25 protein-coding genes and 1 pseudogene are annotated in these 26,695 nt (G+C 66.9%); 12 read left to right on the top strand and 14 right to left on the bottom strand.

Annotation, left to right across the window (positions count from 1 at the left end; all coding sequences use genetic code 11):
- Positions 1-3 precede the first annotated feature (3 nt).
- A complete protein-coding gene (gene nuoN / locus QSJ95_RS26540; RefSeq protein ID WP_009623278.1) occupies positions 4-1,470 on the top strand; it encodes an NADH-quinone oxidoreductase subunit NuoN in 1,467 nt (488 codons plus the stop codon).
- A gap of 209 nt (positions 1,471-1,679) precedes the next feature.
- On the opposite strand, the gene QSJ95_RS26535 is transcribed toward nuoN, so the two are convergent.
- Positions 1,680-2,744 (bottom strand): AI-2E family transporter, encoded by a 1,065-nt coding sequence (locus QSJ95_RS26535; protein ID WP_285646513.1) that lies wholly within the window; start codon positions 2,742-2,744, stop codon positions 1,680-1,682.
- A 44-nt stretch (positions 2,745-2,788) separates the two neighbouring features.
- Here QSJ95_RS26535 and QSJ95_RS33090 point away from each other — a divergent pair.
- Positions 2,789-4,213: pseudogene (locus QSJ95_RS33090) on the top strand (methyl-accepting chemotaxis protein); the annotation flags it as partial.
- A 102-nt stretch (positions 4,214-4,315) separates the two neighbouring features.
- Positions 4,316-5,071, top strand: coding sequence for a methyl-accepting chemotaxis protein (locus tag QSJ95_RS33085; protein WP_371263880.1), 756 nt, complete (start codon positions 4,316-4,318; stop codon positions 5,069-5,071).
- Between the two features lie 380 nt (positions 5,072-5,451).
- Here the strand turns inward: QSJ95_RS33085 and thrH are convergent, their stop codons facing one another.
- On the bottom strand, positions 5,452-6,069 hold the full coding sequence (gene thrH, locus QSJ95_RS26525) for a bifunctional phosphoserine phosphatase/homoserine phosphotransferase ThrH (protein ID WP_261746446.1): 618 nt from the start codon (positions 6,067-6,069) through the stop codon (positions 5,452-5,454).
- A 187-nt stretch (positions 6,070-6,256) separates the two neighbouring features.
- Here thrH and QSJ95_RS26520 point away from each other — a divergent pair, with 187 nt between their 5' ends.
- The 3 genes from QSJ95_RS26520 to QSJ95_RS26510 all read left to right on the top strand — a co-directional run bounded on the left by QSJ95_RS26520 (position 6,257) and on the right by QSJ95_RS26510 (position 8,122).
- Positions 6,257-6,991: a phosphoadenylyl-sulfate reductase gene (locus QSJ95_RS26520; RefSeq protein WP_285646509.1), complete on the top strand. Its 735-nt coding sequence runs from the start codon at positions 6,257-6,259 to the stop codon at positions 6,989-6,991.
- A gap of 77 nt (positions 6,992-7,068) precedes the next feature.
- Positions 7,069-7,413, top strand: coding sequence for a hypothetical protein (locus QSJ95_RS26515; RefSeq protein WP_009623287.1), 345 nt, complete (start codon positions 7,069-7,071; stop codon positions 7,411-7,413).
- 79 nt (positions 7,414-7,492) lie between these two features.
- Complete coding sequence (locus QSJ95_RS26510; protein ID WP_069864270.1) at positions 7,493-8,122, top strand: phosphatase PAP2 family protein; 630 nt, start codon at positions 7,493-7,495, stop codon at positions 8,120-8,122.
- Between the two features lie 789 nt (positions 8,123-8,911).
- Here QSJ95_RS26510 and cysB read toward each other — a convergent pair.
- The 5 genes from cysB to QSJ95_RS26485 form a co-directional block, all read right to left on the bottom strand.
- Positions 8,912-9,886: an HTH-type transcriptional regulator CysB gene (cysB, locus tag QSJ95_RS26505; RefSeq protein WP_074980682.1), complete on the bottom strand. Its 975-nt coding sequence runs from the start codon at positions 9,884-9,886 to the stop codon at positions 8,912-8,914.
- Between the two features lie 196 nt (positions 9,887-10,082).
- Entirely contained in the window at positions 10,083-10,571 is a 489-nt protein-coding gene (locus tag QSJ95_RS26500) for a universal stress protein (RefSeq protein ID WP_009623290.1), read from the bottom strand.
- A 64-nt stretch (positions 10,572-10,635) separates the two neighbouring features.
- Complete coding sequence (locus QSJ95_RS26495) at positions 10,636-11,547, bottom strand: 5'-nucleotidase (RefSeq protein WP_043272087.1); 912 nt, start codon at positions 11,545-11,547, stop codon at positions 10,636-10,638.
- 21 nt (positions 11,548-11,568) lie between these two features.
- Positions 11,569-12,522 carry a putative 2-dehydropantoate 2-reductase gene (locus QSJ95_RS26490; RefSeq protein WP_281687555.1) on the bottom strand — a complete coding sequence of 318 codons (954 nt, stop codon included), beginning with the start codon at positions 12,520-12,522 and terminating at the stop codon, positions 11,569-11,571.
- Positions 12,523-12,912: a YbbN family protein gene (locus QSJ95_RS26485; protein ID WP_009623296.1), complete on the bottom strand. Its 390-nt coding sequence runs from the start codon at positions 12,910-12,912 to the stop codon at positions 12,523-12,525.
- Between QSJ95_RS26485 and QSJ95_RS26480 the strand changes: the two genes are divergently transcribed.
- Complete coding sequence (locus tag QSJ95_RS26480; protein WP_024128653.1) at positions 12,911-13,330, top strand: PilZ domain-containing protein; 420 nt, start codon at positions 12,911-12,913, stop codon at positions 13,328-13,330. The two genes, QSJ95_RS26485 and QSJ95_RS26480, sit on opposite strands and share 2 nt — an antisense overlap.
- A gap of 166 nt (positions 13,331-13,496) precedes the next feature.
- A complete protein-coding gene (locus QSJ95_RS26475) occupies positions 13,497-14,573 on the top strand; it encodes a 3-deoxy-7-phosphoheptulonate synthase (protein ID WP_285646502.1) in 1,077 nt (358 codons plus the stop codon).
- A 58-nt stretch (positions 14,574-14,631) separates the two neighbouring features.
- Here QSJ95_RS26475 and QSJ95_RS26470 read toward each other — a convergent pair whose 3' ends face one another.
- On the bottom strand, positions 14,632-14,916 hold the full coding sequence (locus QSJ95_RS26470) for a GNAT family N-acetyltransferase (RefSeq protein ID WP_009623398.1): 285 nt from the start codon (positions 14,914-14,916) through the stop codon (positions 14,632-14,634).
- A gap of 22 nt (positions 14,917-14,938) precedes the next feature.
- Complete coding sequence (locus tag QSJ95_RS26465) at positions 14,939-16,213, bottom strand: aq_1923 C-terminal domain (RefSeq protein ID WP_285646498.1); 1,275 nt, start codon at positions 16,211-16,213, stop codon at positions 14,939-14,941.
- A gap of 225 nt (positions 16,214-16,438) precedes the next feature.
- Between QSJ95_RS26465 and QSJ95_RS26460 the strand changes: the two genes are divergently transcribed.
- The gene (locus QSJ95_RS26460) at positions 16,439-17,128 is read left to right on the top strand and encodes a crotonase/enoyl-CoA hydratase family protein (RefSeq protein WP_058490169.1); all 690 of its coding nucleotides are present in this window, start codon (positions 16,439-16,441) and stop codon (positions 17,126-17,128) included.
- 1,488 nt (positions 17,129-18,616) lie between these two features.
- Entirely contained in the window at positions 18,617-18,799 is a 183-nt protein-coding gene (locus QSJ95_RS26455; RefSeq protein ID WP_285646495.1) for a hypothetical protein, read from the top strand.
- Between the two features lie 77 nt (positions 18,800-18,876).
- Here QSJ95_RS26455 and QSJ95_RS26450 read toward each other — a convergent pair whose 3' ends face one another.
- Positions 18,877-19,065, bottom strand: a complete 189-nt coding sequence (locus tag QSJ95_RS26450; protein WP_502945323.1) for a hypothetical protein — start codon at positions 19,063-19,065, stop codon at positions 18,877-18,879.
- Positions 19,066-19,349: 284 nt separating this feature from the next.
- On the opposite strand from QSJ95_RS26450, the gene QSJ95_RS26445 reads away from it, so the two are divergent.
- Positions 19,350-19,571, top strand: a complete 222-nt coding sequence (locus QSJ95_RS26445; protein ID WP_285646491.1) for a hypothetical protein — start codon at positions 19,350-19,352, stop codon at positions 19,569-19,571.
- A gap of 98 nt (positions 19,572-19,669) precedes the next feature.
- Positions 19,670-20,641: a magnesium and cobalt transport protein CorA gene (locus QSJ95_RS26440; RefSeq protein ID WP_009618833.1), complete on the top strand. Its 972-nt coding sequence runs from the start codon at positions 19,670-19,672 to the stop codon at positions 20,639-20,641.
- Between the two features lie 333 nt (positions 20,642-20,974).
- Here QSJ95_RS26440 and QSJ95_RS26435 read toward each other — a convergent pair whose 3' ends face one another.
- The 4 genes from QSJ95_RS26435 to QSJ95_RS26420 form a co-directional block, all read right to left on the bottom strand.
- Entirely contained in the window at positions 20,975-21,712 is a 738-nt protein-coding gene (locus QSJ95_RS26435; RefSeq protein WP_058490172.1) for an amidotransferase, read from the bottom strand.
- A 192-nt stretch (positions 21,713-21,904) separates the two neighbouring features.
- Positions 21,905-22,462 (bottom strand): cysteine hydrolase family protein, encoded by a 558-nt coding sequence (locus QSJ95_RS26430; protein ID WP_285646486.1) that lies wholly within the window; start codon positions 22,460-22,462, stop codon positions 21,905-21,907.
- Positions 22,463-22,903: 441 nt separating this feature from the next.
- The gene (locus QSJ95_RS26425) at positions 22,904-25,048 is read right to left on the bottom strand and encodes a 3-hydroxyacyl-CoA dehydrogenase NAD-binding domain-containing protein (protein ID WP_285646484.1); all 2,145 of its coding nucleotides are present in this window, start codon (positions 25,046-25,048) and stop codon (positions 22,904-22,906) included.
- Positions 25,049-25,209: 161 nt separating this feature from the next.
- Positions 25,210-26,415 carry an acetyl-CoA C-acetyltransferase gene (locus QSJ95_RS26420; protein ID WP_285646482.1) on the bottom strand — a complete coding sequence of 402 codons (1,206 nt, stop codon included), beginning with the start codon at positions 26,413-26,415 and terminating at the stop codon, positions 25,210-25,212.
- Positions 26,416-26,695: the final 280 nt, after the last annotated feature.

Below are 26,695 nucleotides of genomic sequence, written 5' to 3'. Positions count from 1 at the left end.
GAAATGACCTTCACGATCCAACACTTCATCGCGCTCCTGCCGCTGCTCATCACCAGCGCCACTCTGGTGGTGGTGATGCTGGCGGTCGCCTGGAAACGCAACCACCGGCTGATCGCCACCCTCTCGATGATCGGCCTCAACCTGGCGCTGCTGTCGATCCTCTGGGCGATCAAGGCGACCCCCATCGCCGTCACCCCGCTGCTGCTGATCGACAACTTCGCGCTGTTCTACTCGGCGCTGATCCTGATCGCCGCCCTCGCCTGCTCGACCCTCGCCCATGCCTACATGGAGAGCTACCCGGGCAACCGCGAGGAGCTCTACCTGCTCCTGCTGCTGGCCACCGCCGGCGGCCTGGTGCTGGTGGCGGCGCAGAACCTGGCCGGCCTGTTCATCGGCCTGGAACTGCTCTCGGTGCCGGTCTACGGCATGGTGGCCTACGCCTTCTTCAACAAGCGCAGCCTGGAAGCCGGCATCAAGTACACCGTGCTGTCCGCGGCGGGCTCGGCCTTCCTGCTGTTCGGCATGGCCATGCTCTACGCCGAAGCCGGCACCCTGGACTTCGCCGGCCTGGGCAGCGCCCTGGCCGAAGGCACCGTGCACAGCCCGCTGCTGACCATCGGCGTGGGCATGATGCTGGTGGGCCTGGGCTTCAAGCTGTCGCTGGCGCCCTTCCACCTGTGGACCCCGGACGTCTACGAAGGCGCCCCGGCCCCGGTGGCGGCGTTCCTCGCCACCGCCGCCAAGGTCGCCGTGTTCGCCGTGCTGCTGCGCCTGTTCCAGATCGCCCCGGCGGCCCTGCACAGCGGCGTGCTGCACGTCGCCCTGGCGGTCATCGCGGTCATCTCGATCCTGGTCGGCAACCTGCTGGCGCTGACCCAGAGCAACCTCAAGCGCCTGCTCGGCTACTCCTCCATCGCCCACCTGGGCTACCTGCTGATCGCCGTGGTGGCCAGCAACGGCCTGGCCGTGGAGACCGTCGGCGTCTACCTGACCACCTACGTGGTCACCACCCTGGGCGCCTTCGGCGTGGTCACCCTGATGTCCACCCCCTACGGCGGCCGCGACGCCGACGCGCTGTTCGAGTACCGCGGCCTGTTCTGGCGCCGTCCGGTGCTGACCGCGGTGATGACCGTGATGATGCTGTCCCTGGCCGGCATCCCGCTGACCGCCGGCTTCATCGGCAAGTTCTACGTCATCGCCAGCGGCGTCGAGTCGCACCTGTGGTGGCTGGTCGGCGCCCTGGTACTGGGCAGCGCCATCGGCCTGTACTACTACCTGCGCGTCATGGTCACCCTGTTCCTGGTCGAGCCGAACATGAAGCGCCACGACGCGCCCCTGGACTGGGCCCAGCGCGCCGGCGGCATCATGCTGGTGGCCATCGCCCTGCTGGCCTTCTTCCTCGGCGTCTACCCGCAGCCGCTGCTGGACATCCTCCAGCACTCCGGCCTGGCGGTAGCCGTCGCCGGCTGAGCGCAGGCAGCAAAGAAAAACCCCGCCTCGGCGGGGTTTTTTCTTGCCTGCGAAACGCTCTTCGTACGCGCCGGGATTGTTCTTCGTAGGATGGTGTTGAGCGAAGCGATACCCATCAGCGCAACCGCATGGGTTTCGCAAGCTCAACCCATCCTACGAAAGACGCCTCGGCGCAAACAGTTGCTCCTACGCTATCCCCAGGCCCTCCCCTACTCCGCCAAATCCTCGGTTTCCTCGCGGCCGGTGAACAGATCCCAGCTGGCGATGAACAGCGCGGCGATCAGCGGGCCGATGACGAAGCCGTTGAGGCCGAACAGCGACATGCCGCCGAGGGTGGAGATCAGTACCACGTAGTCGGGCATCTTGGTGTCCTTGCCCACCAGGATCGGGCGCAGGATGTTGTCCACCAGGCCGATCACCAGCACGCAGAAGAGGATCAGCACCACGCCCTGCCAGATCGCCCCGGTGAGCAGGAACCAGGCCGCCACCGGCACCCATACCAGGCCCGCGCCTATCGCCGGCAGCAGCGACAGGAAGGCCATCAGCGTGCCCCACAGCAGCGAGCCCTGGATGCCCAGGAACCAGAAGATCAGCCCGCCCAGCGCGCCCTGGGTGGCGGCCACGGCGATGTTGCCCTTCACCGTGGCGCGCACCACGGTGGTGAACTTGGTGAACAGGTGCTGCTTGTGCTCGTGGTCCAGCGGCACCGCCTGCTTGATCCGCCGGCCCAGGGTGCGGCCATCGCGCAGCAGGAAGAACAGCAGGTAGAGCATCACGCCGAAGCTGACGACGAAGTCGAAGGTGTTCTGGCCGATGCTGAAGGCCTTGGTGGCGACGAACTGGCTGGCCTGCATGGCGCCGCTGGAAAGCTTCTCCTGCAGGCTCGACAGGTCGCCCAGGTCGAAACGCTCCAGCCACTGGTGGGCCCATGGCGGCAAGGCGGCGAAGGCCTGCTGCACCAGGCCGGCGGGGTTCAGTTGGCCGGACTTCAGGCTCTGGTAGAGGTTGGCGCCTTCCTGCACCAGCGAGCCGGCGATGAAGATCACCGGCAGGATCACGATGAGGATACAGGCGCTCAATGTGATCAGCGCCGCCAGGTTCCTGCGCCCACCCAGGCGCGCCTGCAGCCGGCGGTGCACCGGGGTGAAGATGATGGCCAGGATGGTGCCCCAGAACACCGCGCCGTAGAACGGCAGCAGCAGCCAGGCGAAGGCGATGCTGACCACCGCCAGCAGTATCAGGAACGTCCGGTTTTCCAGTTTCGAATCGAGCATGTGCAATCCCATCTGCCGAGAGTGGCCTGCACATTAGTCAGCAGATGGGTGGCGAAGTGCAACCCGGCGCGAGACTGGCGCCCCAGAAGCTCAGCCGACGGACGGTAGCAATGTCTGTAAAGAAAATCGCACAGCCGCCGATATTTCCGAACATCCCCAAGGTTCCCGCAGAGGACACCCCCATGCCCTTCCGTCGCCTCTCCATCCAGTGGAAGATCACCCTGCTCGCCGGCCTGTGCCTGCTCGGCGTGGTCTCGCTGCTCGCCGGCCTCTCGATCTTCCGCATGCAGCACAGCACCGCGCTGGTGAAGGAATCCAGCACGCACATGCTGGACGATGCCGCCGAAGCCCGCCTGCGCGCCCGCGGGGAAATCCAGGCGATGCGCATCCAACGCTACTTCAGCGACGCCTACCGCTACGCACAGAGCTTCGCCCGCCAGGCCCTGGCCATGCGCCAGCTCGCCGCCCAGCGCGGCCTGGACACCCTGGCCCTGCGTGAGGAGCTGAACCGGCAGATGCGCGACGCGGTGGCGGCCAACCCCGAACTGCTCGGCCTGTACCTCGCCTTCGAGCCCGACGCCCTCGACGGCCATGACGCGCAGGCCGAAGGCCGCACGGAGATCGGCAGTAACGAAAAGGGGCGTTTCTCGCAATACTGGGCGCAGGCCACCCCCGGCAAACTGGAAGCCGAGCCGATGGACGAGAAGATGCTCGCCGACACCAGCCCCGGCCCCAGCGGCGCGGCCTACAACGCCTGGTACACCTGCCCGAAGGCCGCCGGCAAGACCTGCGTGCTGGAGCCCTACGTCGACGAAGTGGGCAACCGCAAGATCCTCATGACCAGCATCGCTCTGCCCCTGTGGGTGGACGGCAAGCTGGTCGGCGTGCTGGGCGTGGACATCGCCCTCGACCGCCTGCAGGAAATCGCCCATGAAGGCAGCCAGGAACTCTACGAAGGCCAGAGCCGCGTCGCCATCGTCAGCCCCGCCGGCCTGCTCGCCGGCTACAGCGCCGACGCCGGCAAGCTCGGCAGGAAGCTGCAGGAGGTCTACCCCGCTCAGGGCGAGCAGCTGCTGCAACTGCTCGGCGCCGGCCAGCACAAGGTCCTCGAACACGACAGCGAACTGCGCGCCCTGCAACCGCTGCGCCCGATCCCCGAGGCCGACGCCTGGGGCGTGCTCATCGACGTGCCGCTGCAGGCGCTGCAGGGCCCGGCGGTGAAACTGCAGCAGGAACTGGACCAACAACGCACCCAGGGCACCGTCGTCGAACTCGGCCTGGGCCTGCTCGCCGCCCTGCTCGGCCTGCTGCTGGTATGGCTGACCGCCCGCGGCGTGACGCGCCCGATCCTCGGCGTGGCCGGCATGCTGCGCGACATCGCCAGCGGCGAGGGCGACCTGACCCAGCGCCTGAAATACCAGGGCCAGGACGAACTGGGTGAGTTGGCCGGCTGGTTCAACCGCTTCCTCGACAAGCTGCAGCCGATCATCCGCGACGTGAAGGCCTCGGTGCAGGACGCCCGCGCCACCGCCGACCAGTCCGCCGCGCTGTCGACCCAGACCAGCGCCGGCATGCAGCAGCAGTTCCGCGAGATCGAGCAGGTGGCCACCGCCTCTCAGGAAATGAGCGCCACCGCCCACGACGTGGCCAACAGCGCGGCCATGGCCGCCGACGCCGCCCGCGGTGCCGACGGCGCCACCCGCGACGGCCTGGCGGTGATCGACCAGACCACCCGCGCCATCGACGAACTGGCCCGCGACATGAGCCAGGCGATGACCCAGGTCGAGGGCCTGGCGGCCAGCAGCGAGCAGATCGGCTCGGTGCTGGAGGTGATCCGCGCCATCGCCGAGCAGACCAACCTGCTGGCGCTGAACGCGGCCATCGAAGCGGCCCGCGCCGGCGAGGCTGGCCGTGGCTTCGCGGTGGTGGCCGACGAAGTGCGCAACCTGGCCAAGCGCACCCAGGACTCTGTGGAGGAAATCCGCCAGGTGATCGAAGGCCTGCAGAACGGCACCCGCGAAGTGGTCACCGCCATGCACAGCAGCCACCAGCAGGCCCAGGGCAGCGTCAGCCAGGTCGAGCAGGCGGTAGCGGCGTTGCAGCGCATCGGCGAGGCGGTGGGGGTGATCAACGACATGAACCTGCAGATCGCCAGCGCCGCCGAGGAACAGAGCGCGGTGGCCGAGGAGATCAACCGCAACGTGGCGGGTATCCGCGACGTGACCGAATCGCTGTCCGGCCAGGCCCAGGAGTCGGCGCAGATCAGCCAGTCGTTGAACGACCTGGCAAATCACCAGCAGGGGTTGATGGGGCAGTTCCGGGTGTGATCGGCGGGCTCCCATACACCCGTAGGATGGCGTTGAGCGAAGCGATACCCATCACCCCGCCCGCATGGGTTTCGCAAGCTCAACCCATCCTACGAAGAGCGCCTCGGCGCAGGGATGTAGGGCGCATAACCGTTCGCGGTTATCCGCCGTTGGCCGGAAACACCAATGCCCCGGTCCACACCCGTAGGATGGCGTTGAGCGAAGCGATACCCATCATCGCGGCCGCATGGGTTTCGCAAGCTCAACCCATCCTACGAAGAGCGCCTCGGCGCAGTCGACAATTCCGCCCGTGTTTTCCTGGAAGCAACAAAAAACGCCGTTTCCCATGACGGGAAACGGCGTTCTTTCTCGAACCGCGGGCCATCACCGGCCCGCCGGTATTACAGACCGAGCTGGCGGTTCGACGCCTTGAGGAACTCCTGCTTCAGGTCCTCGTAGGTGTGCACCGCCGGGAACTGCGGGAACTCGCGGATGACGTTCTCCGGCGCATGGAACAGGATGCCGGCGTGGGCTTCGCTGAGCATGGTGGTGTCGTTGTACGAGTCGCCGGCGGCGATCACGCGGTAGTACAGGCTCTTCAGGGCGATCACCGACTGGCGCTTGGGGTCCTTCTGGCGCAGCTGGTAGCCGACCACGCGGTCGGTCTCGTCGGTGATGAGCTTGTGGCACAGCAGGGTCGGGAAGCCCAGTTGGCGCATCAGCGGCTGGGAGAACTCGTAGAAGGTGTCGGAGAGGATCACCACCTGGAAGCGCTCGCGCAGCCAGTCGACGAACTCCACCGCGCCTTCCAGCGGCTTCAGGGTGGCGATCACTTCCTGGATGTCGGCCAGCTTCAGGCCGTGCTCGTCGAGGATGCGCAGGCGCTGCTGCATCAGCACGTCGTAGTCGGGGATATCGCGGGTAGTCGCCTTGAGCGCTTCGATACCGGTTTTTTCAGCGAAGGCGATCCAGATTTCCGGGACCAGTACCCCTTCCAGGTCGAGACAGGCGATTTCCACGAACGATTCCCCGCAGGTTTGGACAGAAGGCGGCACTCTAGCGGCTCGCCCGGGCCGGCGCAACGCAGCACTTATACCCAAAGCATACAGTCGACCTTCCTGATGGTTATTTAGGGGCATATCCCTGCCTTTGTTAAGATCGGCAGCCTTATAGCGCACCGCGCAAGTACAAGTGGAAAACCGCCTGATGAGCCATCCGTTCGACGTCGCCGAAATCGCCGCGACCTATGCCAGCAAGTCCCCCCAGGACATCCTCAAGTTCGCCTTCGAGCACTTCGGCGACGACCTGTGGATCTCCTTCAGCGGCGCCGAGGACGTGGTGCTGCTGGACATGGCCTGGAAGATCAACAAGAACGTCAAGGTGTTCAGCCTGGACACCGGCCGCCTGCACCCGGAGACCTACCGCTTCATCGAGCGGGTGCGCGAGCACTACGGCATCGCCATCGAGGTCATGACCCCCGATCCGCGCCTGCTGGAACCCTTCGTCAAGGAAAAGGGCCTGTTCAGCTTCTACAAGGACGGCCACGGCGAGTGCTGCGGCATCCGCAAGATCGAGCCGCTCAAGCGCAAGCTCGCCACCGTCAGCGCCTGGGCCACCGGCCAGCGCAAGGACCAGAGCCCGGGCACCCGCAGCCAGGTGGCGGTGGTCGAACTGGACGGCGCCTTCTCCACGGCGGAAAAGCCGCTGTACAAGTTCAACCCGCTGGCCAGCATGAGCAGCGAGGAAGTCTGGGCCTACATCCGCATGCTGGAGATCCCCTACAACAGCCTGCACGAGCGCGGCTTCATCAGCATCGGCTGCGAGCCCTGCACCCGCCCGGTGCTGCCCAACCAGCACGAGCGCGAAGGCCGCTGGTGGTGGGAGGAAGCCACCCAGAAGGAATGCGGCCTGCACGCCGGCAACCTGATCAGCAAGGGTTGAGCTCGTCGCCGGCGGGTTTTCCGCCGGCGCCGCAGCGCTTAAGGTAGGCCCTGCCCCTACCGCGAGAGGAAAGCCCCATGCGCATCACCATGGTCAAGAAGGTCCTGGCCGACGGCGAGGACTGCGGCAAGTGCAAGGACGTGCAGCAACGCCTGGAGAAAGGCGGCTACCTGCCGCGCATCGACCGCGTGCTGGTGGCCGACGAACGCAACCCGGGCAGCGCCGGCTGGATGGTCGCCGCCCAGTATGGCGTGGACAGCGCGCCCTTCTTCGTGGTGCGCCACGACGACGGCCGCGAGCAGGTGTTCACCGTGTTCATGAGCTTCCTCCACGAGATTCTCGAAGGCCGCGGCCCGGCGCCGCAGGACTCGCCCGAGGCACTGGCCGAGCTGGCCCTGCGCAGCGACCTCGACCGACTCTGACCGCCCTTCCGTCCCAGCTTAATGCCGCCTTCAGGCTCCGACGCCTATAGTCCTGCGTGCCCTCTTACAAGAATCGACCATGCCCACCTTGCTCCCTACTCCCGGCCCCAGCCTGCTGGAGGCGCTCGACCGCCAGGCGTTCCTCGCCATCAACGCCACCGCGCAGACGCCAGCCTGGCTGATCGACGCCGCGCGCTTCATCGCCACCGTGCCGCTCTACCTGTTGCCGCTGGCATTGCTGTACCTGTGGTGCCGGGGTGACCACGGCCTGCGCGGCCGCCTGCTGCGCGCCCTGGGCGTGACCTCGCTGGCGCTGGGGCTCAGCCTGCTGATCGGCCTGCTCTGGCCGCACCCGCGCCCCTTTGCCATAGGCCTGGGCCACCCCTGGCTGGCCCACGCCGCCAACGCCTCCTTCCCCAGCGACCACCTGACCCTCTTCGCCGGCTGCGCTCTCAGCCTGCTGTTCGACGATGCCTGGCTGCTGGGTGCGTTGATCGGCGCCGTCGGCCTGGCGGTGGGCTACGCGAGGGTCTACCTGGGCATCCACTCCCCGCTGGACATGCTCGGCGCGCTGGCCGTGTCGGCGGTGAGCAACAGCCTGGTCTGGCTGCTCTGGCAGCGCCACGGCGGCACGTTGACCGCCCAGGCCGAGACGCTATACCGGCGCGTTCTGGCGCCGGCAATCAGCCGGGGGTGGTTGCGTCACTGAATGCGCCTGGCGAGCGGCATGGTTTCGGTCGTGAACCTGGCCTCGAGCGCCGCTTTCTATCTTGTCATTCCCGCGAACGCGGGACGCGGCTTCATCGCGAACAGCGCTTGCGCTGGCCCGAAGGGGAATAACCCAGAGACGTCTTGTTTGGGTATAGCGCGCCGCACCGAGTCTGCGGAGATTTTTTGTTTCGCCCCCTCGGGCGAGTCCCTTTTGTCAATCGGTGGAAGGCCACCCCCGCAAAAAGGAACCAAAAAGGCTTGCCCCGCATACGGGCCCGATGGAGCCGGGCTACCCTCGCGAATTCCCCCGCCACGGAGGCCCGAACTAGGCGTCCCCCCCCGAGCGTACGTCCCTGTAGCCCATCGGGGCTCTCGCGACATCCATGTCGCATGACCTCCTGAGCGCCGGTTTCGCTCGGCCTGCTGAAGGGGCGTTTCGGAGTGCGCGGAGGTTTCTCTGGAAGTCCCAAAAGCAAGAGCGGGCGTGCTTTTGCTCTTCGTAGGAGCGAGCTTGCTCGCGAAGGGAGTTTCCCGGCGATATAGATGTTTGGGATCGACTCCGTTCCCTCTCCCTAACCCTCTCCCTGAAGGGAGAGGGGACCGTTGGGCAGAGCTGGATGTTATGGCGTTAGCCGGCAGCTCCGGTGCTTCCGGCTAAATCCGTTGTCGACGGTGGCACGGACAGCCCCCTCTCCCGCTTGCGGGAGAGGGTTGGGGAGAGGGCGCTCTTGAACCCAACACCTACCCCACCTAAACCCCGCCAATCCCCAGCCGCTTCACACCAGCCTCAGTAAACCGGCAGCTCGATCCCCTCGAACAGCTCATCCAGCTCAGCCTTGTTGTGGCACTGCACCGCCTTGGCCAGCAACTCGCGAGTCAGGTGCGGAGCGAACTTCTCGATGAAGTCGCACATGAAACCGCGCAGGAAGGTGCCGCGGCGGAAGCCGATCTTGGTCACGCTGGATTCGAACAGGTGGCTGGCGTCGAGCATCACCAGGTCGCTGTCCAGCTTCGGGTCCACCGCCATGTGCGCCACGATGCCCACGCCCAGGCCCAGGCGCACGTAGGTCTTGATCACGTCGGCATCGGCCGCGGTGAACACCACCTTGGGCACCAGGCCGCGCTGGTTGAAGGCCTCGTCCAGCTTGGAGCGGCCGGTGAAGCCGAACACGTAGGTGACGATCGGCTGTTCGGCGAGCAGTTCCAGGGTCAGCTTCGGCACCTTGGTCAGCGGGTGGCCCTGGGGCACGATCACGCAGCGGTTCCAGCGGTAGCAGGGCATCATGATCAGGTCGCCGAACAGTTCCAGGGCCTCGGTGGCGATGGCGAAGTCGACGGTGCCGTCGGCGGCCATCTCGGCGATCTGCATGGGCGTGCCCTGGTGCATGTGCAGGGAGACGTCCGGGTACTGCTTGATGAAGCCGCTGATCACGCCCGGCAGCGCGTAGCGCGCCTGGGTGTGGGTGGTGGCGATGGACAGGGTGCCCTTCTTCTCGTTGGAGAATTCCTGGGCGATCTGCTTGATGCTCTCGACCTTGCGCAGGATCTCGCCGGCGGTGTTGATGATGCGCTCGCCGGCCGGGGTGACGCGGGTCAGGTGCTTGCCGCTGCGGGCGAAGACTTCCACGCCCAGTTCGTCCTCCAGCAGGCGGATCTGCTTGCTGATGCCCGGCTGCGACGTGTACAGGCTCTGCGCGGTGGCGGAAACGTTGAGGTCGTGGTGCGCGACTTCCCAGATATAGCGCAGTTGCTGAAGCTTCATGGAGATTCCTCGAAATGGATGTCGCGGCCCGCGACCCGGGCTCTGCTTTTATAACCATATTAATGGTTTGAGGAATAAAGTTAGACGTTTTTTTCGAGCTTGCCTACTGCGTCCCCTATGGCAACATCCCGGCAACCCACGGACACCGGGAAAAGTGCGCGGCAGAGCGCCGCGTCCGTTCGTCGCGCAGCCGCCTTCAGCTGCGGTGCTGCAACATGGGTACCAGGTAGACCGGCACTTCCGCCAGCTGCACCACCCGTGCGGCGGTGCGCCCCAGGGGCGTGTTCATGCCCTCGCCATGGCTGTGGCTGCCGGCGACTATCAGGTCCACGGCCAGGCGCTGCGCCTCGTCGAGGATCACCTGTGGCGGGTCGCCCTGCAGCACGCGCACCGAACGGATCATGTCCGACTCCTCGTGCAGTTCGCCGAGTTCGTCGCGGAAGCCTTCCATCACCCGCCGCTCGATATTGCCCATGACGGTGCTCAAACCGCTGCTGCGCAGCTCGGCGAGGGTGTCGGCATCCAGGTAGGTCTGCAGCACGGAGTCGGCGAACAGCCCCATCGGCTCCACGGCGTGCACCACGTGGATCTCGGCGTCGTAGGCGCGGGCGAGGGACATGGCGTGCTGGAGGACGTACGGGGCGTAGAGACCAAGGTCGGTAGCGTAGAGAATCGATCGGATCATGCGGCCTCCTACTGCCTCGGCGGCGGGCCTCTGAGCAGAGTAGCAGCAAGCGGCCGAGGCCGCGCTAGCTGGCCGTCTGCGGCTCGTTGCTGACGCCGTGGGGCACGTGGCCGGTGGCGACCACCTCCCGGGCCCGCTCGCAATGCCCGGGCTGGTCGTCGAAGAACACGTCGGCGCTGAAGGCCTCGAGAAACGCCGACTTGTCCAGGCCGCCGAGGAACAGCGATTCGTCCAGGCGGATGTCCCATTCGCGCAGGGTGCGGATGACGCGCTCGTGGGCCGGCGCCGAGCGCGCGGTGACCAGCGCCGTGCGGATCGGGCAGGACTCCTGGGGGAAGGCCTGCTGCACGCGGTTCAGCGCGGCCAGGAAGGGCTTGAACGGGCCGCCGCCCAGCGGCTCGCGGGCGGACGCCTGCTCGCGCGTCTGGAAGGCCTCCAGGCCGCCCTGCTGGAACACCCGCTCGGCCTCGTCGGAGAACAGCACGGCGTCGCCGTCGAAGGCGAAACGCAGTTCGCCTGCGGTCTCGCGGCGGGCCCCGGCGGAGAGGATGGTCGCCGCGGCGAAGCCGTTTTCCAGCGCGCTGCGCACGTCCTCGACGTGGGTGGAGAGGAACAGGTGGCAGCCGAACGCCGCCAGGTACGGGTATGGACTGCGCCCGCCGACGAAGGCCGCGCGGGAGATGCCCAGGCCATGCTGCTGGATGGAGTTGAACACCCGCAGGCCGGTATCGGCGCTGTTGCGCGAGACCAGCACCACTTCCACCAATTGCCGGCCGAGCATCTCGTTGAGCCCCAGCAGTTTCTGCACCAGGGCGAAGGCGTCGCCGGGCTGCAGCACCTCGTCCTCGTGGGCGATCTGGTACTGCCGGTAGGCCTCCACGCCTTCGGATTCGTAGATGCGGTGGCTCTCGTCCAGGTCGAACAGCGCCCGCGAGGAGATCGCCACCACCAGCTTGTCGCCCAGCCCCTTGCCCATTGCCCGTTCCCCCGTGATGGATCAGCGCGCCTGGTTGCGCGCGTCGATGAAGCGTAGCGCCCGTTGCAGCGCCTCGATGCGTGGCATCGCCACCCCGGCGGCGGCCGCCGCGGCCAGGGGCGCATCATAGATCGCCTGCAGCTCCAGCGGCCGGCGCTGGGCGAAGTCGTGGTACATGCTCGGCAGGTAGTCGGGCATGCGTTCGGTCGCGCTCAGCATCGCCGCCGGGTAGCCGGCCGGCAACTCATGGCCGCAGGCGGCGGCGCCGGCCATCACCTCGTCCATGATGGCGGCGATCAGCGCGCGGCTGTCGGCGTTGGCCATCAGCGCCCGGGTGCCGCTGTCCAGCAGCACCGACAGACCGTTGTAAGGGACGTTCCATACCAGCTTCTGCCAGCGCGCGTGCTCCAGCGCCGGCATCGCCACGGAATCCAGCCCGGCCTGGCGGAACAGCGCGGCGCCCTCCTCGGCGATGGCCTGGCCGGCGGCAGCGGCAGCCGGCCCGCTGTGGTAGCCCAGGTGCACCGCGCCCAGGGCCTGGTGCTCGATCACCCCAGGGGCTGAGCGGTGCACGCAGATGTAGCAGAGCCCGCCGAGCAGGTGCAGCGCGTCCGGCAGCAGCGGGCGCAGGCCCTCCTCCACCGCCAGGCCGTTCTGCAGCAGCAGGACCTTGGCGCCCGGCGCCGCGGCGCGGGCGATCAGCGGCGCCAGCTCGGCGTTGCTGGTGGTCTTGGCGCCCACCAGCAGCCAGTCGCACGGCGGCAGGTCGGCGACGTCGTGGTAGGCCTGCACCGGCGCCAGGCCCAGCGCGCCGTGCACCTGGCTGTTCAGGCGCAGGCCGTGCTCGGCCACCGCGGCGTATTCGCTGCGCAGCAGGAAATGCACGTCGAAGCCGGCGCGGGCCAGCATCAGGCCGTAGAAACCGCCGATGGCGCCGGTGCCGATCACGCCGATGCGGACGGGGGAAACAGTCATTCAGGGCAACTCCTCGGGAATGCGCAAGGCCGCGGCGCGCAGGGCCTGGGCCAGTGGGCCGGCGCGCAGGGGCGCGTCGAGGCGGCCATGGAAGGCGCCGTCGCGCACCAGGAACAGCGCCGGCAGGTGGAAGACTTCATAACGCTCGACCAGGCCGCCATTGCGCCCGGCATCGACCCAGCACAGGCGCCGCACCGGCAGCCCCATGCCCGGCAACTGCGCGCGGGCCCAGCGGCAGGAAGCGCAGCCCTCGGCGCTGAACACCAGCAGCGAGTCGCCTGGCAACTCGAGCAACCGGTGATCGGCATCCAGGTCGGTGAGTTCCAGCGACGGCACTATACTTTGCCCAATGCCAACGCCAAAAAGATTGCAGTCGGAGCCTTCCGTCATGCGACAGTTCCTGCGTCACCCCTGTGATCTACCGGTGGAGCTGGTGGTCCGCAGGCAGCTCTTCCTGCCGCGCCAGCGCCTGTACAATATCAGCCTCGGCGGGGTAGCCTGCAACGCCCCGCGCGGTTTCCGCCGCGGCACCGCGGTCGAGCTGCGCATCCCGCTGCTGGGCGACGCCGCGCGCTACCCCGGCGTGGTGGCCTGGAGCCGCAAGCTCAGCGACGACTACCTGGTGGGCGTGGCCTTCCTCGACGAGGACACCCTGTTCCGCGCGCGCATGGTCGAGCAGGTCTGCCAGATCGAGCACTTCCGCCGCCAGCGCGAGCGCGAAAGCGGGCAGGCGCAGCCGGTGGAAGACACCGCCCTGGAATGGATCGCCTGCAACGCCGCCGACTTCCCCCTGTTCTGCGCCATCTGAAACGGCGCCAAACCCCGTCATCCGGGCATTTTCCCGCTGCCTGCCCATTGTCGAGCCGGCGTCCGACGCGTTAAGGTTCGACTTCCCCTTAGCGAGATTCATGCCTGCGCCCCATCGCATGGGGGGTTCCTGGCGGCCGGCACCCGTGACCTGACTGAGTACCACGATGGCTGATTTACAGATCGACGACCTTAACGTTGCCTCCAACGAGACCCTGATCACGCCGGAGCAGCTCAAGCGCGAAATCCCCCTGACCGACGCCGCCCGGCAGACCGTCGCCCATGGCCGCCAGGTCGTCCGCGACATCCTCGATGGCAAGGACCACCGCCTGTTCGTGGTGATCGGCCCCTGCTCCATCCACGACGTCAAGGCCGCCCACGAATACGCCGAGCGCCTCAAGGTCCTGGCCGTCGAAGTCGCCGACACCCTGTTCCTGGTAATGCGCGTGTACTTCGAGAAGCCGCGCACCACCGTGGGCTGGAAAGGCCTGATCAACGACCCCTACCTGGACGACTCCTTCAAGATCCAGGACGGCCTGCACATCGGCCGCCAGCTGCTGCGCGACCTGGCCGAGATGGGCCTGCCCACCGCCACCGAGGCGCTCGACCCGATCTCCCCGCAGTACCTGCAGGACCTGATCAGCTGGTCGGCCATCGGCGCGCGCACCACCGAATCCCAGACCCACCGCGAGATGGCTTCCGGCCTGTCCTCCGCGGTCGGCTTCAAGAACGGCACCGACGGCAGCCTGACCGTGGCGATCAACGCCCTGCAGTCGGTCTCCAGCCCGCACCGTTTCCTCGGCATCAACCAGGAAGGCGGCGTGTCCATCGTCACCACCAAGGGCAACCGCTACGGCCACGTGGTGCTGCGCGGCGGCAACGGCAAGCCGAACTACGACTCGGTGAGCGTGGCCCTGTGCGAGCAGGAGCTGAACAAGGCCAAGGTGCCGCTGAACGTGATGGTCGACTGCAGCCACGCCAACTCCAACAAGGACCCGGCGCTGCAGCCGCTGGTGATGGACAACGTCGCCAACCAGATCGTCGAAGGCAACAACTCCATCGTCGGCCTGATGGTGGAAAGCCACCTGGGCTGGGGCAACCAGCCGATCCCGAAGGACCTCTGCCAGCTGCAGTACGGCGTCTCCGTCACCGACGCCTGCATCGACTGGGAAACCACCGAGAAGGCCGTGCGCAGCATGCACGCCAAGCTCAAGGACGTGCTGCCCAAGCGCCAGCGCGGCTGAGTCGGGCCGTAACGAAAAACGCCGGGCAATGCCCGGCGTTTTCATGGGTGCTGGCGGCTCAGGCCATGCGGTCGGCGTGGCGCGGATGGCGCTCCAGGTAGCGCTCGACGTAGGAGCAGGAGGGAATCACGCTGTAGCCCTTGCGCTCGGCGTACTGCAGCGCGTGCTCGGTGAGCGCCGCGGCGATGCCGCGGCCGCGCAGGCTGTCGGGCACGAAGGTGCGGTAGATGTCCAGCGTCTGCTTGCCCAGATCCATGTAGGCCAGGTAGGCACGATGACCGTCCACCGTCGTGACGAACTGGTGGCTGGACTCATCATGATGGATGGACAACGACTCACTCACTTGCACTCTCCTCTTGCGCGTCTCACAACTCGACGCGCACCTGATTGATCTTGTTCAGGCGGAGGTTCATCTCGGCCGAGCCCGTCCCCATGAGGACCGTGATATAGACTCGTCCGTTCTCCACCTTGTGCAGTACACCCTGATAATAGGCACCATCGAAGGTGATGAACTGCAGGCGCTTGCCGGTGTACTGGGCAAGGCTGTCGATACTGACGAAGCCATATTGCTGCGTTCTCTTCTCCGACTCAACCGTTTCTTCGGCCGAAATCTTATGCGTGGCCGAATCGGCGGTGACCCTGTGCTTCAGCGGGTCGACCCAGGCGAAGCCGATCGGGTTCACCGCCTGCTGGTTCACCAGCACCACCGGGCGCAGCATGCCGACCACGTCCCTGGCCTCGAAGAACTGCAACCCGCTCCAGGTCATGCCCTCGCTGGGGTTGAGTTCCAGGCGCAGCGACTGCGGGTCGGCCAGGTAGCGGGCGTAGGCGTCGAGCAGCGGCTGGTCCAGCGCCACGCGCTGGCTGCGCATGGCCTTGTCGAACTGCGCCAGGGCCTGCTTGAGGTACTCCTCGCGCTTGACGCCCAGGCGCGCGGCGCAGAATTCCTGGACCTTGCGCTGGTACTGGTTGTCGTCCAGCTCGACGGTCACCTGGGACACCCGCGGCGGGTTCACGCGCATGTCGCCGGGGCGTTCGGAGACGTTGCTCAGGGACATGCCGACGCGGGTGTCGAGCATGCCGCGGGCGTCCGAGCGCAGGTTGAAGGTCAGCTTCTGCGCGCCGGGTTCGAACAGGTAGGAGAACTCGATGTCCGATTCCAGGGTGCGGTAGCCCATCTGCAGCAACTCGTCGGAGCCGATGTTGCGGATGTTGCCGCAGGCCACCTCGCTCATGGCGGTGAACACGCTGCTCTCCGCCGGCTGCTGGTACAGCGCCTGCATGAACGGGCCGTGCACCTGCAGCTCGACGCCGGTGAGTTCCATGGCCATCTGCTTGGGCAGCTTGCCCTCGGCCAGGCGCTCCTTGAAGCTCAGCAGCTCGCGCAGGCCGTTGAACCTGAGCTGGGCATGGGCCACCTTCAGGCTGTCGCGGGCGGCCGGCACGCGGATCTCCACGTTCTTCAGGCCGACGCGGCCGTCGAAGGAAGAGGAAATCCCGCCGTAGGTGATCTCCACCATCGGCGACAGGCGCGCCACGGCGTCGTCGACGATGCTGCGCACGGACAGCCACAGCGACACCTTGATGATGAGCGCGACGGCCACGATGCCGAGCAGGCCCCACTTGAGCAGTTTCGACATTCGGAAGGACTTCCCTGTAAGCGGATTGATACGGACGGCGGTGCTGGCAGCTTAACAGCACGGCCTGCGCGCCTCCACGCACACCCCGCGAAATTCACCGGCTCGCCCATCGGAGAGTGAAGTCCGTCGCAAAACCGCGGTGACCGGCCGGTCGGATACAGCGCTTTACGGTCGCCGTGGCCGCCAGTATGTTCTGCGCCACGCCCTTTTTCCGGATGTCCTGCCATGAGTGAACTGATCAGCTATCAACTCGACGACGGCGTCGCCACCCTGACCCTCGCCAACGGCAAGGTGAATGCCATCTCCCCCGCCGTGATCGAGGCCTTCAACCAGGCGCTGGACCGTGCCGAGCAGGACCGCGCGGTGGTGATCCTCACCGGCCAGCCGGGCATCCTTTCCGGCGGCTACGACCTCAAGGTGATGACCTCCGGCCCGGAGAACGCCGTGGCCCTGGTGGCCGCCGGTTCGACCCTGGCCCGGCGCATGCTGGCCCATCCCTACCCGATCATCGTCGCCTGCTCCGGCCACGCGGTGGCCAAGGGCGCCTTCCTGCTGCTCTCGGCGGACTACCGCATCGGCGTCGACGGCCCCTTCCAGATCGGCCTGAACGAAGTGGCCATCGGCATGACCATGCACCACGTGGGCATCGAGCTGGCCCGCGACCGCCTGCGCAAGTCGGCCTTCAACCGTTCGGTGATCAACGCCGAGATGTTCGCCCCGCAAGAAGCCATGGCCGCCGGCTTCCTCGACAAGGTGGTGAGCGCCGAGGAACTGCTGGACACCGCCCGCGCCGCCGCCCAGCAGCTGAAGAAGCTGAACATGACCGCGCACCGCAACACCAAGCTGAAGGTGCGCCGGCAACTGCTGGAAACCCTGGACCAGGCCATCGAGAAGGACAAGCAGCACCTGGCCTGAGGTGCTCCTACGCCGCCCCACTATTCCTACAGGTGCGGGGGAAATGCCGTGCCTCACGAAGCGCATAGAGGCACGGAATCGAGCGAGCAGGCCTGCGACCCCCTCACCCTAACCCTCTCCCAGAGGGAGAGGGGACCGTTCGGCGTGCGTTGGTGTTTCGGCGTTAGCCGGCTAGCGCAGGGGTTGCCGGCTGAAACCAGGCCTTCTCTCGGCACGGACTGGCCCCTCTCCCTCCGGGAGAGGGCTGGGGTGAGGGGAAAGCCCGAGCGCCGATGCCATTCCCCTGTAGGAGCGCGCCCTGCGCGCGATTTCGCGGGCAGGGCCCGCTTACAGGTGCGGGGGAAATGCCGTGCCTCACGAAGCGCATAGGGGGGACGGAATCGAGCGAGCAGGCCTGCGGCCCCCTCACCCTAACCCTCTCCCGGAGGGAGAGGGGACCGTTCGGAGTACATGGGTGTTTCGGCGTCAGCCGGCTAGCACAGGGGTTGCCGGCTGAAACCAGGCCTTCTCTCGGCGCGGACTGGCTCCCTCTCCCTCCGGGAGAGGGCTGGGGTGAGGGGAAAGCCCGAGCGCCGATGCCATTCCCCTGTAGGAGCGCGCCCTGCGCGCGAAATCGCGGGCAGGGCCCGCCTACAGGTGCGGGGGAAATGCCGTGCCTCACGAAGCGCATAGGGGCACGGAATCGAGCGAGCAGGCCTGCGGCCCCCTCACCCTAACCCTCTCCCGGAGGGAGAGGAGACCGTTCAGCGTGCGTTGGTGTTTCGGCGTTAGCCGGCTAGCGCAGGGGTTGCCGGCTGAAACCAGGCCTTCTCTCGGCACGGACTGGCTCCCTCTCCCTCCGGGAGAGGGCTGGGGTGAGGGGAAAGCCCGAGCGCCGATGCCATTCCCCTGTAGGAGCGGGCCCTGCGCGCGATTTCGCGGGCAGGGCCCGCTTACAGGTGCAGGGGAAATGCCGTACCTCACGAAGCGCATAGGGGGGACGGAATCGAGCGAGCAGGCCTGCGGCCCCCTCACCCTAACCCTCTCCCGGAGGGAGAGGGGACCGTTCGGCGTGCGTTGGTGTTTCGGCGTTAGCCGGCTAGCGCAGGGGTTGCCGGCTGAAACCAGGCCTTCTCTCGGCACAGACTAGCTCCCTCTCCCTCCGGGAGAGGGCTGGGGTGAGGGGAAAGCCCGAGCGCCGATGCCATTCCCCTGTAGGAGCGCGCCCTGCGCGCGATTTCGCGGGCAGGGCCCTACGGTTCCAGGAAGCACGGCTTTTCGTAGGATGGCGTTGAGCGAAGCGATACCCATCAGCGCAACCGCATGGGTTTCGCAAGCTCAACCCATCCTACGAAGAGCACCTCGGCGCAAGACAGTTGCTCCTACGGGGCGCCTCGAATAGTTACGAAAAAGGCAAAACTGATTAAGCCCGTTCAGTCTTTTTCAAAAATTATTGCGCGTTAACCTATTGATGAACCCACAGGAAAAGCAACCAACGAGGTGTTCATCATGAAACTGCAACTCATCGCCACTGCCCTCCTCGCCAGCGCCACTCTGCTCGGCGCCCAGTCCGGCTTCGCCGAAGAATCGCCGCTGATGCAGAACCGCATGGCCAACCTGAACCAGGCCGCGCTGCAGCATCAGGCCGAGCGGACCGCCAGCCAGCAGCACGACGCTACCCCCGCCCACTAGGGCTGACCGGCGCTCGCCGGCATTCCGACGGCCCCACGCGCCCCGGCTCCGGGACGCGCCAGGCCGCCGGCCACGCCTCAGCCGAGCTTCTCGTCGGCGGCGACTCCCTTGCGATAGACCGCATAGACCACTACGGGGATGTCCAGATGGCCGAGATACCTGTCCAGCAACGGTCGCACATCCTTCCAGTCCAGCCCGCCGACACCGGTGGCCAGGCATGGCAGCGCCAGGCTGCGGACGCCCTCCCCCTCGACGTACTTCGCCAGCTCCCGCAGGCAGTGCCCGACGTTCTCCAGGCTGGCCTTGGCCGGCTTGGCGCTACGCCCGCTGCCCTCGGTGGAGTACCTCGGAAGCCTTGCCTTGCGCTCCCGTCCATTTCCACGTTACGCCTGGCCGCACCGCGAACCTTGACCCGCATCAAGGCCGCATCCCCCTCGCGGCGGTCGGCAAACCATCAATTCCACCGATAGTTGAAAGCAACGAACTTCGTTATCCCATCGACCAGACTGCTGGGAAACTGGCCCCACTCCCACTTCCGGCAGCCCTCGCCATGCACCGCTCCACCGCCCGCACCCTGCGCAACGGCGCCCTCGCCAGCATCGGCCTGTACAGCATCGTGGTCCTGGTGGCGCTGGCCCTGAGCGGCGGCTTCCAGGGCGCCCGCAACATCCAGCCGGACGGCATGGACAAGAGCGCGCTGTTCCAGCGTTTCAACGAAGTGCTGCCCAACGCCCTGGCGGTGCTGCAGCAGAGCCTGCGCCCGCACTCCTGAGCCCCGCGCTGGCGGCCTGCGCCAGCTTGCCCATACTTTGCAGATCGCCGCCGGCGCCCGCCGGCACCGCCCGCCTCCACCTGCCGGGAGAACGCGCCATGGGTCGAGTCGTCGCATCCGCCGTCTACTGCAAGGGCAAGAAGGTCGCCGATATCCCGCTGGAGGCGGGCTATCGCTGGGCCTGCCAGCCCGACCACTTCGTCTGGACCGGCCTGCAGGAACCCACGCCGGAAGAGCTGATGAACCTGCAGAAGCAGTTCAACCTGCACGAGCTGGCGATCGCCGACGCCCTGGAGAAGCACAGCCGGCCGAAGCTGGAGACCTTCGGCGACGCGCTGTTCATGGTGATCTACTCGCCGGTGCGCGCGGACAGCCGGCTGATGTTCGTGGAAACCCACCTGTTCGCCGGCATCGGCTACATCATCAGCGCCCGCCACGGCTTCTCGCAGTCGTACTCGCAGGTGCGCCAGCGCTGCGAGGCGCGCCCGCTGCTGCTGGCCCACGGCACCGACTTCGTGCTCTACGCCCTGCTCGACTTCGTGGTCGGCAACTACGAGCCGGTGGTGGAAGAGATCCGCGGCGAGATCGAGGTGCTGGAGCAGCGCGCCCTGCGCACCTCGCTGAGCCAGGAGGAGATCGAGCGCATCTACGGCCTGCGCCGCGAGGTGCTCAAGCTGCGCCACTACGCGGCGCCCATGGTGGAGATCTGCCAGGAGCTGCAGCGCCTGGACTTCCCCTTCATCGACAAGCAGATGCGCCCCTACTTCCGCGACGTGGCCATCCACGTCAACCGTCTGCTGGAAGACCTCAACTCGCTGCGCGACATCGCCAGCCAGACCATCGAGGTCGGCCTGCTGCTGGAGTCCTCGCGGCAGAGCGTGGTGCAGCGCAAGTTCGCCGCCTGGGCGGCGATCCTCGGCTTGCCCACGGCGGTGGCCGGCATCTACGGGATGAACTTCGAGTACATCCCGGAGCTGCACTGGCACTACGGCTACTTCCTGGTGATGGGCCTGCTGGTGATCGGCTGCATCGGGCTGTACGTCAGCTTCAAGCAGGCGGATTGGCTCTAGCCCACCGACCGCGCCACAGCGCTTGTGTAGGATGGCATCCTGCGCGGAATGCCCTACGCCCGTGCGTCCCTGGAGCCGTAGGAGCGGACCTTGTCCGCGATAGCCGGAGGTGCCGGCGCGATTCGCGGATGAGATCCGCTACAGTTCCAGGAAGCCCCGTAGGATGGGTTGAGCGAAGCGATACCCATCACCATGGCCCGATGGGTTTCGCAAGCTCAACCCATCCTACGAAAAGCACCTCGACGCAGACAGTTGCTCCTACGAAAGGCGGTTCGCCTCGGCGCGGGAACGAAAACGCCGCTCCGGGGAGCGGCGTTGGTGGGCGCAGCGGGCTCAGGCGGCGTTCTGCTCGTCCTTTTTCCGGCCCAGTTGGACGAAGCGCATCATCCATTCGGCCACGGTGGCGCCCTGGTGCTCGCGGTCGAGGCTGTCGATGCCCTTCCGGTAGACCGGCTCGCTGAAGATCTCGCGGCGCAGGTCGAGGATCGCCTGGGAGTAGTCGGCGACGAACTCCGGGTGGCCCTGGAAGCACAGCACCTGGTCGCCGATGGCGTAGGCGGCGTTCGGGCAGAAGTCGCTGCTGGCGATGCGCCGGGCGCCTTCGGGCAGTTGGGTGACCTGGTCCTGGTGGCTGACCAGCAGGGTCAGGTCGTCCAGTTGCGGCTGCATCCACTGCGGCTGCTCTTCGATGCGGTAGTCATGGATGCCCACGCCCCAGCCCTGGTCGGCGCGCTCGGTCTTGCCGCCCAGCAGCAGGGCCAGCAGCTGGTGGCCGAAACACACGCCCAGCAGCTTGTCGCCGCGCTCGTAGCGGCTCAGCAGGTACTCCTTGAGCGTGCGGATCCAGGGTTCGTCGCCGAAGGAGTCGTACTTGCTGCCGGTCACCAGGTAGGCGTCGTAGTGCTCGCTGTCGGGCGGGTAATGGCCCTCCACCACGTTGTACACCTTGAACTCGGCGGGCACCGGTTGCTTGGCGAACAGCTGCTGGAACATCCAGCCGTAGCCGGTGTACTGGTCGATCAGCTCGGGACGCAGGATGTCGGTTTCCAGAATGCAGATTTGCAGCGTCATGTAGTGGTGGGTTCCTGAGGTTGAGCGGGCACGAACGCGCGCTTTCTTAACAAACTGCACGCCCCGTGAAAACTACACACTGTTTTTTCACGACACAAGATGACAAAGCCATTCCTTGCATCGGAATTTCAGGGGAAATACCCGAAAAACCGCCGCGCATCAATGCCGGCGGGAACGATGGCGACCGGCTGCTCAGCCGTCCCGCGCCATCCCCAGCGCCTGCGCGGTCTCCAGTACCCAGGCGTACTCGCCCTGCAGGTTGCCCAGGGCCATGGCGTGGACCTCCTCGGCGCTGCGCAGGGTGCCGTGGTAGTCGCGCTGTTCGAAGGCGAAGCAGGCATCGGCCACCACGAAGGTGCGAAAGCCCAGGTTGCCGGCGCTGCGCGCGGTGCTTTCCACCGAGTGGTTGGTACTGACGCCGGCGATCACCAGGGTGTCGATGCCGCGCACCCGCAGCCAGCGCTCCAGGCCGCTGTTGGCGAAGGCGTCGGGGACGTTCTTCTCCAGCACCTGCTCGTGCTCCAGCGGCGCCAGCGCGTCCTGGAACTCCACCCCCGGCTGCCCCGGCCAGAACGGCGAGCCCGGCGTGCGCGAGATGTGCCGGACGTGCAGCAGCGGCGCCCCGGCCGCGCGCCAGGCGGCCAGGAGTTCGGCGATGCGGGCTTCGGCGTGGGGGTTGTTGCGTGGGACCGGGGTGCTGGCCATACCTTTTTGCATGTCGATGATGATCAGGGCGGGGGTGTTGGGCATGGTGGGTCCCGGGGGTGATGGGTTTCGCTGCGCTCAACGCCATCCTACGGGGGTCGTGGGGAAGAAAAAACCGGCGGTGGGGGGCGGTTTCGGGGGCGTCGCATTCCCTGCTTTGGCTTTTGCTTTTCGTAGGAGCGAGTTTGCTCGCGAATGGTGCTCGCCGGCGGCCATGGTGTCTCCGGTTGCTCCGTCCCCTCTCCCCAGCCCTCGCCCTGAAGGGAGAGGGGGCTTGTCCGTGCCAAGAGAAGGAATGGCCTCAACCTGAAACCGCCGGCGGGCCCGGCTAACTCAAGAGCATCCGCACACACCGAACGGTCCCCTCTCCCTTCAGGGAGAGGGTTAGGGAGAGGGAGCGGAGTTCCCCCAGAACACCGCTGCCACAGGTAACTCCCGTTCGCGAGCAAGAACTAGGCGTCCCCCTCGTTCCTACACCAAGCCCATTCAGAAGGTCTCGTTGCGCAACGCCTTGTCCAGCAACAGCGCCGGCGGCTCGAAGCGCTCGCCGTACTGCTCGGCCAGGTACTGCGCGCGGGCGATGAAGTCCTGCAGGCCGTACTGGTTGATGAACTGCAGCGCGCCGCCGCTCCAGGCGGCGAAGCCGATGCCGAAGATCGAGCCGATGTTGGCGTCGGCGGTCGACAGCAGCACGCCCTCCTCCACGCAGCGCACCGTCTCGATGGCCTGGACGAAGAGGATGCGGTCGCGCATGTCCTCGGCCGGGATCATCCCGTCGGGCTTCTCGAAGCGCTGCTTCAGCTCCGGCCACAGGTGTTTCCTGCCGTTGGCGGGGTAGTCGTAGAAGCCGCCGCCGGCCGCCTTGCCCGGGCGCTTGTACTCGTTGAGCATCAGGTCGACCACGGCGAAGGCCGGGTGCTGGGGCAGGGCCTTGCCTTCGGTCTCCAGGTCCTTGCGGGTCTGCTCGCGGATGTGGCTCATCAGGCTCAGCGAGACCTCGTCGCTGATCGCCAGCGGGCCCACCGGCATGCCGGCCTGGCGCGCCTGGTTCTCGATCATCGCCGCCGGCACGCCCTCGCCGAGCATGGCCAGGCCCTCGTTGGTGAAGGTGCCGAACACCCGCGAGGTGAAGAAGCCGCGGCTGTCGTTGACCACGATCGGCGTCTTCCTGATCTGCAGGACGTAGTCGAAGGCGCGGGCCAGGGTGGCGTCGTCGGTCTTCTCGCCGCGGATGATTTCCACCAGCGGCATCTTGTCCACCGGGCTGAAGAAGTGCAGGCCGATGAACTTCTGCGGCTGTGCCACGGCCTGGGCCAGGCCGGTGATCGGCAGGGTCGAGGTGTTGGAGGCGATCACCGCGTCGGGCAGCGCGGCGGCCTCGGCGGCGGCGGTGACCTTGCCCTTGAGCGCGCGGTCCTCGAACACCGCCTCGATGATCAGGTCGCAGCCCTCGAAGTCGGCTTCGCTGGCGCTCGGCTTGATGCGGGCGAGGAAGGCATCACGCTTCTCGGCGGTCATCTGGCCCTTGCCGACCTTCTTCTCCAGCAGCGCGGCCGAGTAGGCCTTGCCCTTCTCCGCCGCTTCGATGGAGACGTCCTTGAGCACCACCTCGATGCCGGCGGCGGCCGAGACGTAGGCGATGCCCGCGCCCATCATGCCGGCGCCGAGCACGCCGACCTTCTTCGTCTGCTGCTGCGGGTAGCCCTGCGGGCGCGACTTGCCGGCGTTGATCTCGTTCAACTGGAACCAGAAGGTGCCGATCATGTTCTTCGCCACCTGGCCGGTGGTCAGCTCGGTGAAGTAGCGCGCCTCGATCAGTTGCGCGGTGTCGAAGTCCACCTGGGCGCCTTCGACCGCGGCGCACATGATCTTCTCCGGCGCCGGGAAGCAGCCCTTGGTCTTGTCGCGCAGCACGCTCGGGGCGATGGCCAGCATCTGCGCCACGTTCGGGCTGGACGGGGTGCCGCCGGGGATCTTGTAGCCGGCCGTGTCCCACGGCTGCTTGGCGTTGGGGTTGGCGGCGATCCATTCGCGGGCCTTGGCCAGCATGTCTTCACGGCTGGAGGCCAGCTGGTGGATCAGCCCGGCCTTGAGCGCCTGTTCCGGGCGCACCTTCTTGCCTTCGGCGAGGTACGGCAAGGCCTTCTCCAGGCCCAGCAGGCGCACCATGCGCACCACCCCGCCGCCGCCGGGCAGCAGGCCCAGGGTGACTTCCGGCAGGCCCAACTGCACGTGGCTTTCGTCCAGGGCGATGCGGTGGTGGCAGGCCAGGGCGATTTCCCAGCCGCCGCCCAGGGCCGCGCCGTTGATGGCGGCCACCACCGGCTTGCCGAGGGTCTCCAGGCGGCGCAGCTGGCCCTTGAGCACCAGGATGCCGGCGTAGAAGGCCGGGGCGTCGGCCTTGGTGACCTTGATCAGTTCGTTGAGGTCGCCGCCGGCGAAGAAGGTCTTCTTCGCGGAAGTCAGGATGACGCCGGCGATGGAGTCCTTCTCGGCCTCCAGGCGAGCGACGGTGGCGGCCATGGCCTCGCGGTAGGCGCCATTCATGATGTTGGCGCTCTGGCCGGGCATGTCCATGGTCAGGACGACTATGTTGTCCTGGCCCTTTTCGTAGCGGATGGCTTCGGTCATTTTTATCTTCTTCCCAGGGTGGGGGATCGCTTCAGGGGCGTCACGAGCGAAGGTCAGGCAAGGCGGAAATTCTTCGGCAAGCGGAGTTGGCTGCAGCCAATGAGCATTCCCGGAGAATTTCCAACGCAGCATGGCCGAGCGCAGTAGCCCATGATCGATCCTTAAACGCGTTCGATGATGGTGGCTATGCCCATGCCGCCGCCCACGCAGAGGGTGGCCAGGCCGTAGCGCAGGTTGCGCCGCTCCAGTTCGTCGAGCAGGGTGCCGAGGATCATGCAGCCGGTGGCGCCCAGGGGGTGGCCCATGGCGATGGAGCCGCCGTTGACGTTGACCTTGCTCTCCGGCACGCCCATGTCCTTCATGAACTTCATCACCACCGAGGCGAAGGCTTCGTTGACCTCGAACAGGTCGATCTCGTCGACGCGCAGGCCGGCCTTGGCCAGGGCCTTGCGGGTGGCCGGCGCGGGGCCGGTGAGCATGATGGTCGGGTCGGTGCTGGTGACCGCGGTGGCGACGATCCGCGCGCGGGCCTTCAGGCCCAGCTCGCGGCCCTTGGCCTCGGAGCCGATGAGCATGGCGGCGGCGCCGTCGACGATGCCCGAGCTGTTGCCCGGGGTATGCACGTGCTCGATGCGCTCGACGTAGCTGTACTTGCGCAGGGCGGTGGCGTCGAAGCCCATCTGCCCCATCATCTCGAAGCTCGGCTTGAGCGCGCCGAGGCCTTCCAGGCTGGAGTCGGCGCGGATGAATTCGTCGTGGTCGAGGATGACGATGCCGTTCTGGTCGGTGACCGGCACCAGGGACTTGCCGAACAGCCCCTCGGCGCGGGCCTTGGCGGCCTTCTGCTGGGAGCGCAGGGCGAAGGAGTCGACATCGCTGCGGCTGAAGCCTTCCAGGGTGGCGATCAGGTCGGCGCCGATGCCCTGGGGCACGAAGCTGGTGTGCAGGTTGGTTTGCGGGTCCAGCGCCCAGGCGCCGCCGTCCGAGCCCATGGGCACGCGCGACATGGATTCCACGCCGCCCACCAGCACCAGGTCCTCGAAGCCCGAGCGCACTTTCATGGCGCCCAGGTTGACCGCCTCCAGGCCCGAGGCGCAGAAGCGGTTGATCTGCACGCCCGCCACCTGCTCGTCCCAGTCGGCGACCAGGGCGGCGGTCTTGGCGATGTCGGCGCCCTGGTCGCCCACCGGCGTCACGCAGCCCAGGACGATGTCGTCGACCTGCGCGGTGTCCAGCTGGTTGCGCCGCTGCACTTCGCGCAGCAGGCCGGCCATCAGGTCGACCGGCTTGACGCTGTACAGCGCGCCGTCCTTCTTGCCCTTGCCGCGGGGCGTGCGCACCGCGTCGTAAATCAATGCTTCGGTCATGGCGTTCTCTCTTGGGAGTGCTCTCTTGGCGTGGAGGTCACGCAGGCAGCGTGTCGGCCTACCTTAACCGCGCGGTGGCGGCCGGCAATGACCGGATCGCTCAGGCGGATTGACTCCCGCGCTCAGCCGCGCCGACCGGCGGTCGCCTGGCGCACCGCTCTGGGCGGCGCCCCGACGGGCGGTCGGATGAGCGGTCGGGCCGCGAGCCAGAGCCGTCACCGCGTTGTCATATAGATGGAATATGCCTGGAACCATAGGATTTGCTGCCAGATCGTCTAAG

This window comes from Pseudomonas sp. NBRC 100443 (assembly GCF_030268185.1).
Taxonomy (GTDB): Bacteria; Pseudomonadota; Gammaproteobacteria; order Pseudomonadales; family Pseudomonadaceae; genus Pseudomonas; species Pseudomonas citronellolis.
This window is presented reverse-complemented; position numbering and strand designations above follow the sequence as displayed.

Coding starts and splice junctions, on each gene's coding strand:
- QSJ95_RS26465 (WP_285646498.1), bottom strand. CDS start 16,213: ATGTCGAAACTGCTCAAGTGGGGCCTGCTCGGCATCGTGGCCGTCGCG.
- QSJ95_RS26425 (WP_285646484.1), bottom strand. CDS start 25,048: ATGACCGAAGCCATCCGCTACGAAAAGGGCCAGGACAACATAGTCGTC.
- QSJ95_RS26500 (WP_009623290.1), bottom strand. CDS start 10,571: ATGATCCGATCGATTCTCTACGCTACCGACCTTGGTCTCTACGCCCCG.
- QSJ95_RS26510 (WP_069864270.1), top strand. CDS start 7,493: ATGCCCACCTTGCTCCCTACTCCCGGCCCCAGCCTGCTGGAGGCGCTC.
- QSJ95_RS26430 (WP_285646486.1), bottom strand. CDS start 22,462: ATGCCCAACACCCCCGCCCTGATCATCATCGACATGCAAAAAGGTATG.
- QSJ95_RS26445 (WP_285646491.1), top strand. CDS start 19,350: ATGCACCGCTCCACCGCCCGCACCCTGCGCAACGGCGCCCTCGCCAGC.
- QSJ95_RS26495 (WP_043272087.1), bottom strand. CDS start 11,547: ATGGGCAAGGGGCTGGGCGACAAGCTGGTGGTGGCGATCTCCTCGCGG.
- cysB (WP_074980682.1), bottom strand. CDS start 9,886: ATGAAGCTTCAGCAACTGCGCTATATCTGGGAAGTCGCGCACCACGAC.
- QSJ95_RS26435 (WP_058490172.1), bottom strand. CDS start 21,712: ATGACGCTGCAAATCTGCATTCTGGAAACCGACATCCTGCGTCCCGAG.
- QSJ95_RS26515 (WP_009623287.1), top strand. CDS start 7,069: ATGCGCATCACCATGGTCAAGAAGGTCCTGGCCGACGGCGAGGACTGC.
- nuoN (WP_009623278.1), top strand. CDS start 4: ATGACCTTCACGATCCAACACTTCATCGCGCTCCTGCCGCTGCTCATC.
- QSJ95_RS33085 (WP_371263880.1), top strand. CDS start 4,316: ATGCAGCAGCAGTTCCGCGAGATCGAGCAGGTGGCCACCGCCTCTCAG.
- QSJ95_RS26455 (WP_285646495.1), top strand. CDS start 18,617: ATGAAACTGCAACTCATCGCCACTGCCCTCCTCGCCAGCGCCACTCTG.
- QSJ95_RS26490 (WP_281687555.1), bottom strand. CDS start 12,522: ATGACTGTTTCCCCCGTCCGCATCGGCGTGATCGGCACCGGCGCCATC.
- QSJ95_RS26420 (WP_285646482.1), bottom strand. CDS start 26,415: ATGACCGAAGCATTGATTTACGACGCGGTGCGCACGCCCCGCGGCAAG.
- QSJ95_RS26440 (WP_009618833.1), top strand. CDS start 19,670: ATGGGTCGAGTCGTCGCATCCGCCGTCTACTGCAAGGGCAAGAAGGTC.
- QSJ95_RS26535 (WP_285646513.1), bottom strand. CDS start 2,744: ATGCTCGATTCGAAACTGGAAAACCGGACGTTCCTGATACTGCTGGCG.
- QSJ95_RS26475 (WP_285646502.1), top strand. CDS start 13,497: ATGGCTGATTTACAGATCGACGACCTTAACGTTGCCTCCAACGAGACC.
- QSJ95_RS26485 (WP_009623296.1), bottom strand. CDS start 12,912: ATGACGGAAGGCTCCGACTGCAATCTTTTTGGCGTTGGCATTGGGCAA.
- QSJ95_RS26460 (WP_058490169.1), top strand. CDS start 16,439: ATGAGTGAACTGATCAGCTATCAACTCGACGACGGCGTCGCCACCCTG.
- QSJ95_RS26520 (WP_285646509.1), top strand. CDS start 6,257: ATGAGCCATCCGTTCGACGTCGCCGAAATCGCCGCGACCTATGCCAGC.
- QSJ95_RS26480 (WP_024128653.1), top strand. CDS start 12,911: ATGCGACAGTTCCTGCGTCACCCCTGTGATCTACCGGTGGAGCTGGTG.